Annotated in this window: 11 protein-coding genes; all 11 read right to left on the bottom strand. The window is 57.0% G+C overall.

Going from position 1 to position 13,100, the window contains the following annotated elements:
* Positions 1-57: 57 nt before the first annotated feature.
* Positions 58-1,221, bottom strand: coding sequence for a PAS domain S-box protein (locus PHF39_RS01045; RefSeq protein WP_300219284.1), 1,164 nt, complete (start codon positions 1,219-1,221; stop codon positions 58-60).
* A 2-nt stretch (positions 1,222-1,223) separates the two neighbouring features.
* Positions 1,224-3,587 (bottom strand): response regulator, encoded by a 2,364-nt coding sequence (locus PHF39_RS01040; RefSeq protein ID WP_300219282.1) that lies wholly within the window; start codon positions 3,585-3,587, stop codon positions 1,224-1,226.
* Between the two features lie 189 nt (positions 3,588-3,776).
* A complete protein-coding gene (locus PHF39_RS01035; protein ID WP_300219280.1) occupies positions 3,777-4,586 on the bottom strand; it encodes a 4Fe-4S binding protein in 810 nt (269 codons plus the stop codon).
* A gap of 4 nt (positions 4,587-4,590) precedes the next feature.
* Entirely contained in the window at positions 4,591-5,007 is a 417-nt protein-coding gene (locus PHF39_RS01030; RefSeq protein ID WP_300219279.1) for a secondary thiamine-phosphate synthase enzyme YjbQ, read from the bottom strand.
* A gap of 88 nt (positions 5,008-5,095) precedes the next feature.
* On the bottom strand, positions 5,096-7,594 hold the full coding sequence (gyrA, locus tag PHF39_RS01025; protein ID WP_300219277.1) for a DNA gyrase subunit A: 2,499 nt from the start codon (positions 7,592-7,594) through the stop codon (positions 5,096-5,098).
* Entirely contained in the window at positions 7,584-9,668 is a 2,085-nt protein-coding gene (locus PHF39_RS01020; protein WP_300219275.1) for a DNA topoisomerase subunit B, read from the bottom strand. The genes gyrA and PHF39_RS01020 overlap by 11 nt, the downstream gene beginning before the upstream one ends.
* 187 nt (positions 9,669-9,855) lie before the next feature.
* Positions 9,856-10,164 (bottom strand): hypothetical protein, encoded by a 309-nt coding sequence (locus PHF39_RS01015; RefSeq protein WP_300219273.1) that lies wholly within the window; start codon positions 10,162-10,164, stop codon positions 9,856-9,858.
* Positions 10,165-10,212: 48 nt separating this feature from the next.
* Positions 10,213-11,040 carry a cobalt ECF transporter T component CbiQ gene (gene cbiQ, locus PHF39_RS01010; protein ID WP_300219271.1) on the bottom strand — a complete coding sequence of 276 codons (828 nt, stop codon included), beginning with the start codon at positions 11,038-11,040 and terminating at the stop codon, positions 10,213-10,215.
* Complete coding sequence (locus tag PHF39_RS01005; RefSeq protein ID WP_300219269.1) at positions 11,037-11,870, bottom strand: ATP-binding cassette domain-containing protein; 834 nt, start codon at positions 11,868-11,870, stop codon at positions 11,037-11,039. Before PHF39_RS01005 ends, cbiQ begins: the two co-directional genes overlap by 4 nt.
* 34 nt (positions 11,871-11,904) lie before the next feature.
* The gene (locus PHF39_RS01000) at positions 11,905-12,258 is read right to left on the bottom strand and encodes a PDGLE domain-containing protein (protein ID WP_300219267.1); all 354 of its coding nucleotides are present in this window, start codon (positions 12,256-12,258) and stop codon (positions 11,905-11,907) included.
* 5 nt (positions 12,259-12,263) lie between these two features.
* Positions 12,264-12,908 (bottom strand): cobalt transporter CbiM, encoded by a 645-nt coding sequence (cbiM, locus tag PHF39_RS00995; RefSeq protein ID WP_300219266.1) that lies wholly within the window; start codon positions 12,906-12,908, stop codon positions 12,264-12,266.
* Positions 12,909-13,100 lie beyond the last annotated feature (192 nt).

Genomic DNA, 13,100 nt, shown 5'->3' with positions numbered 1-13,100 from the left:
CCGGTGCATACGGATCTTTGACCCGGGGCAGTGAGAGGCTCCCGCAAAAAGAAATACTCAGGCCGGGGGTGAAGGAGGGGCACTGCTTTCGGGCCGGGCCGGGGCAGGATCCGCAGATCCTTTCTTTATCCACCCGTTGACAACGATCCCTTCGATGACCGGGTTCCCGTACAGGTTGCTGATGATCCCCTCCATGATCCGGTCTGCCCCGTCCGCGGACTTCACTGGAAACTTCACGGCACGGACCATGCCGGGTGTCTGGAGGATCTCCTCAAGCACTCGCTTAAAGACCGGCAGGCTCTCTTCCGGGAAGAGGATGGAGAACGGTTTTCCCACGATCTGTTCCGAAGCATAACCGAGACACCGCGTGATCGAAGGGCTCTCGTGCCGGAGGGTCCCGTCGTGGTCCAGGACCGCAATCACATCAGAGGTGTCCTCGATGAGCGAGCGGAAGAACTCCTCGTTCTGCCGGGACTGTTCTTCCAGCATCTTCCGGTCCGTAATATCACGGATCGATACCGCGAAGAGGACTACATCCTCCTCCGGTGACGTGACCGGGTAGATCGCTGCATCGAACCAGCGGTTGTGGAACTCCTCCTGGAACCGGACAGGCTCCTTCTGGTTCGTAGCGAGGTTCCAGGCAGCCATGCGGGACGAGAGGATACCCTGCGTGATCAGCAGGGCGATATCGGTACCGATGAAGTCGCGGGGATGCTTTCCGGCCTTTTTTGCCAGGGCCTGGTTGACGGTGAGGATTTTTCCGCGGGGATCGATTAAGAAGAGGAAGTCATCAGTTGCATCGAGGATCACGCGGGTGGTCTCTTCGCTGATCCGGAGGGCGTGCTCCATGGCGTTCTTGTACAGGGCCATCTCGATGGTTGTCTTGAGCTCCAGTTCGCGGAACGGTTTTAAGATATACCCAAACGGCTCTGTCAGCTTGGCCTTGGCGAGGAACGAGTCATCGCTGTAAGCGGTAACGTAGACGACCGGGATATGGCAATGCCGCCGGATCTTGTCGGCGGCTTCGATGCCGTTCATCTTACCACCCAGCAAGATATCCATCAGGATAAGGTCAGGATGCAGTTCAGCTGCCTTACGTATGGCTAATTCTCCGGTTGTGGCAACGGCAACAACCGAATACCCCATCTCGACAAGGCTCTTTCTGATATCCATCCCGGTCACGGCCTCGTCTTCAACAATCAGGATCTTGGTTTCAGTCATTGTTATCCCCCCGGCATCTCTTTTGTGAACTCGATGCTAAACTCCGTTCCGTTGGACCGGTCCAGTGCGATCGTCCCGACCAGCTGCCCGACAAGCGACACGACGAGCTGGAGGCCCAGCGTCTCTATATTGTCAAGGGTGACGCTTTCGGGAAGGCCGATACCATCATCCCTGATGAGAAGTGTATACCGGTTGCCGTCCTGCTGGAGGCTGACAAGGATGGTCCCCGTCCTTTCATTGGGATAGGCATACTTGAATGCATTGGAGAGGAGCTCGTTGACGATCAGGCTGACGGGGATAGCTTTCTCCAGCGGCAGGACAACGTTCTCTCCACGGATATCCACCCGGACCTTTCCTCTCGGCACCCCGAAGGACTGCATCAGGTTCTCGGAGATCTTCATCAGGTAGTCGCGGAAATCGATCTCGGCAAAACTCTTTGACTGGTACAATTTCTCGTGAACAAGGGCAATCGACATGACCCGGTTCTGGCTCTCCAGGAGCGCCTCCCGGCTCTTCTCATCCTTCATCAACCGTATCTGGAGGTTTAAGAGGCTCGAGATCACCTGCATGTTATTCTTGACACGGTGGTGGATCTCTTTTAAAAGCGTCTCCTTCTCCAGCAGGGATGCCGCAATGGCGTTCTGCAGGTTCTTCCTCTCCGTGATGTTCCGGGCAATCCCGGAATAGCCGGTGTAGGCGTTCTCCTTGTCAAAGGTCGGCGTTGCATTGATCTCATAGAGGACAGTCCTGACATTCACCGATAACAGGAGAGGAAGCTCGAATCCTGAGATCACGTCATGGCTGGGGGCAGACGGGTCAATGAGCGCGTGGATCTGCCTGCGGTACTCCGCGGGGGCGATGTCGATGACATTGATGGGCGCCTGCGGGTTATCGATATCCCCCAGCACGTGGGGACTGATGTACGTGATCAGGCCGGACGGGTCAACATGGAAGACGATGTCACCGATCTGCTCGACCAGGGTCCGGTACTTCTCCTCGCTTGTTGTGAGCGCTTCCATGACGCGGTTCTTCTCTGCGATCTCTTTTTTCAGGCTCTCGGTGAGTTCGCTCAGCTCGTGTGTCCGTTCCGTCACCTTCTGTTCAAGGCCGGAGTATGCCTCCTTTAAGGCAGATTCCTGCTTTTTCTGTTCCGTCAGGTCGATGACAACACCGCGGATGCCGGTGATAGTCTGGCTCTTCCAGTCATGGATGGCAGTTGACCGGATCAGGGCAGGGAAACGCGAACCGTCTTTTTTCACGAGCGTGTATTCACGGGGGATACGCTCCCTGCCGCGGAAGAGTTCCTTAACACCCTGCTTTGCATCCTCACGTTCCTCGATGACGATGTGGTCCAGGATGTTGATACCGTTCACGATATCTGCAGGTGTGATCCCAAATGTCGGAAACGTGAGGCGGTTGGCAAAGGTCGCCCGGCCCTCGCGGTCAGTCTCGAAGACCATGACAGGGAGGAAATCCGCAAGGGTCCGGTACTTCTCCTCGCTTGCGACCAGTGCGGCTTCCATCTGTTTTCTGTCAGTTACATCATGAAGAATGCCCTCGATTGCGACAGGACTGCCGCTGGCATCCCGCACGACATGGCTCGTTGCTGTGACATGCCGCGGTACACCATCCTTGTTCTTTAAGATGATCTCGTAATCGTGGACTGCCCCGTTCAGCAGGAGTTCGTCGACAAGCTGCTGCCGCTGTTCCGGATCGGGATAGAGTTCAAGGACTGAATGCCCGATAAGCGTGGCAGGATCAAACCCGGTCAGTTTCCGGCAGGACGGGGACAGTGTCTGGATGATCCCCTGCATATCGGTCCTGTAATACAGGTCATCGAGTGCCTCGAAGATGGCACGGTACTTCTCTTCGCTTCTTTTGAGCGCGTTCTCGGTCCGGCGCCGGTTCACGACCTGCTCGATCTTGTGGGTGAGGTCGAGGAACATTGCCTTTGGAGTGCCACCCTTTGCAAGGTAAAAGTCAGCGCCGGAATTGTAGGCCTCGATGACGGCATCCTCCCGGCCTTTTCCTGTGAAGATAATGAAGGGGATCGTGTTGCCTTCCTTTCTCAGCTGCTGCAAAAATACGATGCCATCGGTACCGGGCATCTGGTAATCGGAGACGATGACATCGTAGGCATGCTTTTCCATCATCTCCCCTGCAGAGCGGGCGCTCGTTGTCGTGTCCACAAAAAGCCGGCCCTGCTTCTCCAGGGATAGTTTTGTCGGTTCGAGGAGAGACGGCTCATCGTCCACGTACAGGACTGAGATGGGAAGGTCTGTACCGGATTCATTTCCCTCCGGTGGGGTATAGGAGCCATGTCCAGGATCTGCAGGGGGCTCCTGTTTCCTGGTATGGGAATTCATCTGCAGGCCTTCCTGTTATGTGAGTACACTACGAAGTAGGTATATAACACTTATCCTCGTACCCCTGAACCATTTCCCTCTTGCGAGGGACACCAAAGTAGGAATTGAACGTCCCCAAATATAAAAACAGATGATTAGATCGCCGGGAATGGAAACTCTGCGAGAAACCGTCCTTCAGTCGCGGAAAACCTACCAGCTCCCGTACGTCCGTACATGGTTCCAGGACCGGTGGAGACCGGTCGCACCCGGGTTCTCCTCATCGTATACCGCACAGTCCTCCCGGCGGTACAGGGCCCGGTCGCGGCCAACCGGGCAGACCTTGATACAGATCCCGCAGGGTGAGAGAGCCCGCTTGTTCAGCGCCTCTGACCTTGCCGCACAGGTCAGTTTGTTGGTCAGGCCAAGGGGATATTCCTGGCCAGGAAGGGCATTCACCGGGCAGGTATCAACGCACCGCATACACCGTATGCAGAGGGGCTCTTCCATGACAGGGTCAGACGAGATCTCTGCCGCTGTGAAGACAGAGGCAAACCGGACACGGGGGCCGAACTCCGGTGTGAGCAGGACGTTGTTTATGCCGAAATTACCGAGGCCGGCAAGGAACGCGGCATGGCGGTGGGAGAAGAAGGCAACCGGTCTCTCTTTTAAGATCTCGATCGAGCCATACCCGTCGCGCGGGACCCAGATCAAGGGGAATCCCCGTGAGGTAAGGTGTAACGCGATCCGGTACCCGTGCTGGTCGAGCAGGCCGTTGACGGTTTTGTACAACTCGTGGTACCAGATCGATGGAGCCGAATCAACAATGGGCAGGCTGACCGGCAGACCGAATACAATCACGGTCTTTGCTTCCGGGTAGATTGACCGTGGGCGAAATTCCGGAGGTATCCACGGATCAAAGAGAGGGGTATCCCAGCGATCGGCCGGGGCAAACCCGACAAGGGGGATATCGAGCGCTGCGCATTTCTGCCGGATCTCCTGTTTCAGGTCATCACCGGCCACCGACTCATTCCCCCGTAATGGTGCAGGTAATCGAGCGTGTCCGCCCGGCATTCACGTCCAGTTCAAGGAGGACGACCTGCTGCCAGGTCCCGCAGAGCAGTTCGCCCTTCCCGACCGGTAGTGTCAGAGAAGGGCCGACCAGTGCAGCCTTGACATGGGACCGGCCGTTCCCATCGCCCCACCGGGTATTGTGGGCATAGGGGATATTGTCGGGTGCAAGGACGGACAATGCCCGTTTCAGGTCAGAAAGCACCCCAGGCTCATACTCGATGGTCGTGAGCGCGGCTGTCGAGTGATGGACAAAGAGATGGGCAAGACCTTCCTTGATCCTGCTCTCTTTTACTGCCCTCCTCACCTCTTCGGTTATATCAATGATGTCGCCTTCGCTCTGCGAAATGACGGTCAGCTCTTTCCGGTACATGAACGATCCTAATCAGGGATGTCGGGGGCAGGAGAGATAAAGGATACTCTCCTGCCATGACTACCAAAAGAAGGGTAAGGGAAAACGGTTATTCTTCCGGTTTCCCGGCTTCGCTATTATCGTTCCCGTTGCCACTCGCCATCTCTGCCGGTACAACGGCAATACCCACGACCTTGTCCTTCTCATCGAGCTTCATGACGCGGACGCCCTTGGTGCCGCGGCCGATGATCCGGAACTCGCTGACCGGGATGCGGATGACGATGCCCGAAGCGGTCATGGCAATGATCTCATCTGTGTCGGAGACCGCCCGCGACTCAATGACGACGGCAGCGCGTTCGAGCAGCATGTTCCGGACACCCATCGTGCCACGCCCGTGCCCGCGGAACTCGTCGAACTCGCTCCGCTTGCCAAAGCCTACATCGGAGATGGTAAGAAGGTGATCCTTCTCAAGGAGCGTGATGGCAACGATGGTGTCTTCGCCCCGGAGCTTCATGCCCCGGACACCCTGGGCGTTCCTGCCCACAATACGGATGGAGTCCTCGTGGAACCGGAGGCTCTGGCCGAACCGGCTGGTCAGGATCAGCTCGTTGTTGCCGCCCGTGAGGATAACGTCCACGAGCCGGTCATTCTCTTTGAGCCTGATCGCATTGGTCCCGGTGGAACGGGGGTTCGAGAATTCATCAAGCTGGATCTTGATGGTCTGGCCGAGCTTGGTTGCAAAGATCAGGTACTGGTCGGCCCGGAACTCGCGGATCGGGATGATGGTGGTGACAACCTCGTCCTTGAGGTTGAGGAGGTTTACGATCGGCTTGCCCTTTGCAATCCTCGAACTCTCGGGGATCTGGTACACCTTGAGCCAGTAGACCCGGCCGTTGTTCGTGAAGCAGAGGAGGTAGTCCTTCATGCTGGCCGTGAAGATCGAGTCGACAACATCCTCTTCCTTCGTTGTCATGCCGGTGATGCCATGGCCGCCGCGGCGCTGCTTCCGGTAGGTATCGATGTCCATGCGCTTGATGTAGTTGGCGGATGTGATGGAGACAAGCACTGCCTTGTCCTCGATGAGATCCTCAGTCGAGAGCTCGCTCGTGTCAAGGGCGATCTGGGTCCGGCGCTTGTCGCCGAACTTTTCTGCTACTGCGGCGGTCTCCTGCCGGATAACATCCTTGATGTTTGCCTCGCTCTCAAGGATCTTTTCGAGACGCCGGATCTCGGCTTCGAGATCGCTCTTCTCGTCCGTGATCTTCTTCTGTTCAAGGGCAGCGAGACGGCGGAGCTGCATCTGGAGGATCGCGTTTGCCTGCGGTTCGTCAAGCCCGAACTGGGCGATCAGGGCACTCCGGGCTGTGTCGACCGTGTCGGAAGCACGGATGGCCTTGATAATCGCATCGATCTTCGACAGGGCAATAAGGAGCCCGTTTAAGATGTGGACCTTCTCCTGCGCCTTCTTCAGGTCGAACTCTGACCTGCGCCGGATCACCTCGATCCGGTGCTGGACGAAGTGGCCAAGGAGGCCGTGCAAGGTGAGGACCTTGGGCTGGCCGTCGACAATAGCAAGGTTGGAGGTCCAGAAACTGGACTCGAGCGCCGTGTTCTTGTAAAGGTTGTTTAAGATGACCGGTGCCATCGTGCCCTTCCTGAGCTCGAAGACAACCCGTATACCCTCCTTGTCGGACTCATCGCGGATGTCGGAGATGCCGTCGATTTTCTTGTCCTTGACCATATCGGCGATCCCGCTGATCCACTGGGCCTTGTTCACCTGGTACGGGAGTTCGGTGACAATGATCCGGTCGCCCCGGTTGCCCCCCTCCGACTCCTCGATCTCCGCAACACCGCGGACAATGACACGCCCCTGTCCGGTGGCGTAGATATTCTTGACTCCCTCAACCCCCATCAGGATACCACCGGTCGGGAAGTCCGGGCCGGGCATGATCCGCAGGAGGTCCTCGACGGGGATCTCCGGGTTGTCGAGATAGGCCGAGACTGCCGAACAGACCTCCTTGAGGTTGTGCGGCGGCATCTTGGTCGCCATACCCACGGCGATACCGTCCGTCCCGTTGACGAGCAGGTTCGGGATCTTTGCCGGGAGAACGGTGGGCTCCTGCAGCGACTCGTCATAGTTCGGCTTGAACTCAACGGTCTCCTTTTCCAGGTCCTCAAGGAGTGCTTCGGCATAGGGGAACAGCCGGACTTCGGTGTAACGGGATGCTGCCGCAGAGTCGCCGTCGATTGACCCGAAGTTACCCTGCCCCTGCACGAGCATGTGCCGGTAGGAGAAGGGCTGGGCCATCTTGACAATGGTGTCGTAGATGGAAGCGTCGCCATGCGGGTGGTACTTACCCATGACGTCACCGACCACCCTCGCGCTCTTGCGGGTCGGCTTGTCGCTCGTGTTGCCCATGTCCCACATGCCGTAGAGCGAACGGCGGTGGACCGGCTTGAGCCCGTCCCGTACATCGGGGATCGCACGGCTGATGATGACTGACATCGCGTAGTTGATGAACGAGGTCTTCATCTCGTGTTCTATGCTGATCGGCTCGGTACGGTGAGTCTCGGGCTCGGGGGCGGGTGCTTCCTTTTTAGATGTCAAGGTTCGTCACCTCCCTGGCATGGCGGATGATGAAATTCTTGCGTATCTCCACGTCCTTTCCCATCAGCGTCTTGAAGATCTCGTTGGCTTCCATGGCGTCCTCGATGGTCACCTGCAAAAAGATGCGGTGGGCGGGGTCCATGGTCGTGTCCCAGAGCTGCTGGGCGTTCATTTCACCAAGACCCTTGTACCGCTGCACGGAGACGCCTTTCTCTCCCATGGCAGCGGAGACCTTCTGCATCTCCTCTTCCTTGTACACGTACTTCTCTTCCTTTCCCTTCCAGACACGGAAGAGGGGCGGTTGGGCAATGTACACGTACCCCAGCTCGATGAGCTTGGGCATGTAGCGGTAGAAGAACGTGAGAAGGAGTGTCCTGATGTGTGCACCGTCCACATCCGCATCGGTCATGATTACGATATGGTGGTAGCGGGCCCGCTCGGCATCGAACTTCTCGCCAATACCGGTCCCGATCGCTGAAATGAGGGTCTGGATCTCGGCGTTCTTTAAGATCTGGTGCTCTCCGGCTTTCTCTACGTTGAGGATCTTACCCCGCAGGGGGAGGATGGCCTGGAACTTCCGGTCCCGGCCGCCTTTTGCCGAACCGCCTGCCGAATCTCCTTCCACAATATAGATCTCGGACTTTGCCGGGTCGCGTTCCGAGCAGTCGGCAAGCTTCCCCGGGAGGCCGCCGCTTTCAAGCGTGCTCTTGCGCCGTGCCAGTTCGCGGGCGTTCCGGGCCGCCTCGCGGGCCTTTGCTGCCGAGAGCGCCTTCTCGACAATGATCTTCAGGGTATTGGGATTCTCGTCAAAATATTCCGAGAGTGCTGCGTACACGAGGGAGTCGACAATCCCCTTGACGCTGCTGTTGCCAAGGCGCATCTTGGTCTGGCCCTCAAACTGGGGGTTGGCCATCTTGACAGAGACCACTGAAGTGAGACCCTCGCGGACATCCTCGCCGCGGAGTGTGATGGTGGAGTTCTCCTTGATGACCCCGTTCTTCTTTGCTACGGTATTGATGGCCCGGGTGATGGCGCTCCTGAACCCCTCGAGGTGGGTGCCACCTTCCCGGGTATTGACCGAGTTGACATAGGAGAAGATCTTCTCGTCATACCCGGTGGTATACTGCATCGCGACCTCGATCTCGAGCTTGTTCTCGGGATCTTTTTTGGTCATATCAATGGGGGATGGGTGGAGGCAGTCCGCACCCTCGTTGAGGTACCTGACGAACTCGGAGAGCCCGCCGGCATAACAATAGGTAGCCGAATCGCCGGTCCGCTCATCGGTGATGACAATCGTGAGCCCAGCGTTGAGGAACGCAAGTTCCCGTAGCCGGTGGGCGAGGATATCATAATCGAAGGTCGTTGTCTCGAAGATCGTGGCGTCAGGGACAAACTGGATCCGGGTCCCGGTCATCTTCTGACCGAACTGCGAGAGGAACACCCGCCGGTTCTCTTCATCGCTCCTGCCGGGGTCGACCACGTATGCAGAAGATAATACACTCTGGCCGGGTTGTGGAGGCTGGACCGGTTCATCCGCGGGGGTGAACTGCGCAGACGGGGCATACCACTGCTTATAACGGTCGATGAGTTCTTTGAGTGTCTCCTCCCGCTTCGTGATAGCCATCGTCGGCTTACCCTGCGCAAACCTCATTTCGTAGATGCTCCCCTCGCGATAGACGCGGGCGGAGAGCCAGTTGGAAAGCGCGTTGACCACCGAGACACCGACACCGTGCAGGCCGCCGGAGACCTGGTAGGAGGCCTTGTCGAACTTCCCGCCGGCATGGAGGACGGTCAGGACCACCTCAAGGGCGCACTTGCCGTTCTTCTCCATGGTATCGACCGGGATACCCCGGCCATTGTCCTCAACAGAAAGGGACCCGTCCTTGTTGATGACAACCGCGATCCGTGTGCAAAACCCGGCAAGCGCCTCGTCAATAGAATTGTCCACGACCTCGTACACCAGGTGGTGCAGGCCGCGGGTGTCGGTGCTGCCAATGTACATCGCCGGACGCTCGCGGACCGGGGTGAGCCCTTCGAGTACGGTGATATGGGATGCATCGTACGTGTCAGTCAAGAAAAACCTCCGTTAAAAAAATCATCAAAATTGCGCAGAATTTCCACATATATTATTAGAGGTTTGGGCATATAAGGATGGTGCTCATTTTCAGGCGGTAATATGGGCAGATTTTTCCCGCCCGGAAAACAGCGTTTTTATGAAAAATTTTCCGGGAAATATATTTTTCCCGGAGCGGAAGGGAGCCTTACCGGAACTCCCCCAGTCCAGCATCCTTGATCCCGAGCTCGCGGTCAATTGCCACAACCAGGCTCTGCAGCGTATACAGCACCTCGCGGGCATCCTCCTTATCCATGCTGCCCGGCTGGTGCCAGACAACCTTCTTCCTCAAAAGGGTCGTGAGCTCCTCGACTTCCGTCCCCCGGAATTTGTCGGGCAGGACAAGCCCTGCAACATGGTCCCCTGCCCCCATCCATGCCTGCTCCGGGGGCAGGGCAAAGTGCATGGCGATCAGCAGGATGCTTGTCACAAAACCGTGGCCGAACTGGTGCTCCATGAAGAGATGATAGATACAGGATGGCTAAAAGATTCCGGTCAGGGCACGTCAGAAGATACTGAACTGGCCCAGCCAGACAATGATTGGGATGGCGATGATGAACGCAAGCGAGAGGGAAAGGAAAGCCCATTCCGGCCGCTTGATCGGCTTCCTCTCAACAAACAGGTAACTCTCCCTGCCATATCCCCGGCAGAGCATGCTCGTGTACACCCGCTCGCCCTGCTCGTACGAACGGATGAACATCGTCCCCATGGTGAACCCCAGCTGGCGGAGCCGGTACCGGTACGAGAGCTTCCGGTCAAAGGCATCGAAGCACTTGGTCTTTAGGGTCTCGTTCATCTTCCGGAACATGTAGCCGAAGACAAACAGGTACCGGATCATCATCCCGAGCGCAAGGGCGAACTCCGCGGGAAGGCCCATCCGTGCCCCGCCTTCGAGCATATCGGGCATCTTCGTGGTGGTGGAGAGCAGGATGATGAAGGAGATGCAGACCACGAACTTGACGAGCAGGATGAACGCAAACTCGACGGATTGGGCATATATGTTAATCCCGAAGGGGAGGCTCATGATCACGTCGTAGGTGGTGTAGTACTTGTTCTTTAAGAAGATCTGGAAGAAGATAATGACTCCCCAGAGCGGGATGATGGCAAGCGCCCGCCGGGCATAAATAACGGGTGAGAGCCCGGTGAAACACCAGAGCAGGGCAAAGAAGAGGAAGAAGACTGCCCCCACCGTGTAGATCATGGGGGAGTAGGGCACGGCAACAAGGGCGATGATCGCGGCAAAGGCGATGACGATCTTCACGCGGGCGTCCAGCCGGTGGACCGGGCTGTCCTTGTACGCGTCCCGCTCGATCTGGAAGAGTTCTTCGATCATGATCGCTTGCCAAACGCCTTCAGGAGTGCCTCTTCTGCATCCGCGTACGTGTATGCCATGGAAACATCCACGCCACTGTCCTTGAGCGATTTCAGGAGTCTTGGGATGACCGGTACATCGAGCCTCACCGATCTGAGCATGTCCGGCTGGACAAAGATCTCGTCTGTTGTCCCCTGCGCCACAATCCTTCCCTTGTCCATCACGTAAATATAATCGGCAACCTCCGGCACGAGCCCGACATCGTGGGTGGAGAAGATGACGGTCATCCCGTACTTTTTCGGGAGCGAATTGATGAAGGAATTAAGGTCGGCAACTCCCCGGGGGTCGAGCCCTGCGTTCGGCTCGTCCAGTACCAGCACCTCCGGCTCCATTGCTATGACCCCGGCAATGGCCACCCGCTTCTTCTCTCCCCCGCTCAGGTGATGGGGGACCCGGTGGGCAAGGTGCTCGATCCCCACGACCCGGAGTGCCTCGTGAACCCGGTGGTGGATGGTCTCAGGGTCCAGCCCGAGATTCGTTGGACCAAACGCAACATCCTGTTCCACAGTGGGTGAGAAGATCTGGTCGTCCGGGTTCTGGAAGACGATACCCACGAACTTCCGGATCTCCTTGATGTTCTCTTTTGTGATGGGCTCGCCCCGGATAAGCACCGAGCCCGAGGTGGCCTTGAAGATCCCGTTGAAATGCTTGAAGAGCGTGCTCTTTCCGGCACCATTCGACCCGATAACGGCGATGCGGGAGTTCCTTGGGGCAATGAAGTTGATATTGTTCAATGCAGTGACTTTACCGGGATAGGTATAACAGAGATCGCGGGTCTCGATCAGGTGCATAAGTACAGGAAATGGGGTGAAAAAAGGTAAAGGTCTATTGGTTCTGCTTTGCCGGTTTATTGATCAATTTCAGGCCGTAGGCAAGGCCAAGGACAACCAGGAACGCGAGGATAGTACCGACAGCGATTGCCACAATCCCTCCTGTGGAACCCATAGATTCGCCAAGGGAGTAGTCCGGCATCGGGGATTCATACGAGAACTTGCCGGTCAGGTCTTCGTGGATCTCGGCTCCTTCCGGCGTTGATCCGGTCAGTTCCTTCTGCCCCTGCACGACGAGCGCCGTACTCTCAAGACCATCGGGGTCTCCGGATGCAAAGAAGACTGCCACACCCCCGATGAGAAGGGCGATGACAATCCCGGCAAGGATAAAGGTCTTATTATCCATCATGATTCTCACGCTCCTGCAGGGGCCTTGACCCCGGTGTCCACCAGATCGGGCCGGGCAGTGGTGATCAGATAAATGACCGCGACGGTGACGAACCCTTCAATAATCCCGATGATCGCATGGTAGATACCCATGGCAACAAGGCCTTCGATGAGCGGGAATGTCCCGGCAACGTACATCTCGACTGCACAGGCAAGAGCCGGAATGAGACATGCAAGCCATGCCGCGAAAAAGACGGAGACCGGCATGCTCTTTGTCACACCCATCAGCCCCCTGAACGTATAGAACCCGACAAAACCTCCGATGACGCCCATGTTGATGATGTTGGCCCCAAGAACGGTAATACCGCCATCCCCAAAGAGGATCGCCTGGACGATCAGGACCAGCGTGAGGATGAAGATTGCTGCAAACGGCGATCCGAGGATGATTGCTGCAAGCGCCCCGCCCACGAGATGTCCGCTCGTCCCCATGGAAACAGGGAGGTTGAAGGACTGGAGGGCAAAAATTCCTGCAGCGAGAACCGCCACAAGCGGGAGTTTCTCCTCGCTCATCTCGTTCCTGGCCCATCTCAGGGCCAGCGCTACGAAGACCAGGGCGATGATCCAGTAGATCGCTCCCTGCCAGATGGGGATAAACGCATCAGGAATGTGCATGGGTTCTCCAGAGTAATACAATTGTAATTTTTAGTAACATTTGAGATGTTAAGAATGTGTCGATTTGATTACCCTTTTTGAACTTTTTTTCGATTCCGGCAAATGGTGAACTCCGCGTAACCAGGTTAAGGGGACCACCCGTATGGTAGTGATTACCGGAGATGCCTGGAGATGTGCCTGCATTCCCTTAAG

Source organism: Methanoregula sp. (assembly GCF_028712425.1).
In the GTDB taxonomy this organism is placed as follows: domain Archaea; phylum Halobacteriota; class Methanomicrobia; order Methanomicrobiales; family Methanospirillaceae; genus Methanoregula.
This window is presented reverse-complemented; position numbering and strand designations above follow the sequence as displayed.

Bases quoted from the DNA above. Each gene is read 5' to 3' on its own strand.
- PHF39_RS01045 (WP_300219284.1), bottom strand. From the start codon at position 1,221: ATGACTGAAACCAAGATCCTGATTGTTGAAGACGAGGCCGTGACCGGG.
- PHF39_RS01040 (WP_300219282.1), bottom strand. From the start codon at position 3,587: ATGAATTCCCATACCAGGAAACAGGAGCCCCCTGCAGATCCTGGACAT.
- PHF39_RS01030 (WP_300219279.1), bottom strand. From the start codon at position 5,007: ATGTACCGGAAAGAGCTGACCGTCATTTCGCAGAGCGAAGGCGACATC.
- PHF39_RS01015 (WP_300219273.1), bottom strand. From the start codon at position 10,164: ATGGAGCACCAGTTCGGCCACGGTTTTGTGACAAGCATCCTGCTGATC.
- cbiQ (WP_300219271.1), bottom strand. From the start codon at position 11,040: ATGATCGAAGAACTCTTCCAGATCGAGCGGGACGCGTACAAGGACAGC.
- PHF39_RS01005 (WP_300219269.1), bottom strand. From the start codon at position 11,870: ATGCACCTGATCGAGACCCGCGATCTCTGTTATACCTATCCCGGTAAA.
- PHF39_RS01000 (WP_300219267.1), bottom strand. From the start codon at position 12,258: ATGATGGATAATAAGACCTTTATCCTTGCCGGGATTGTCATCGCCCTT.
- cbiM (WP_300219266.1), bottom strand. From the start codon at position 12,908: ATGCACATTCCTGATGCGTTTATCCCCATCTGGCAGGGAGCGATCTAC.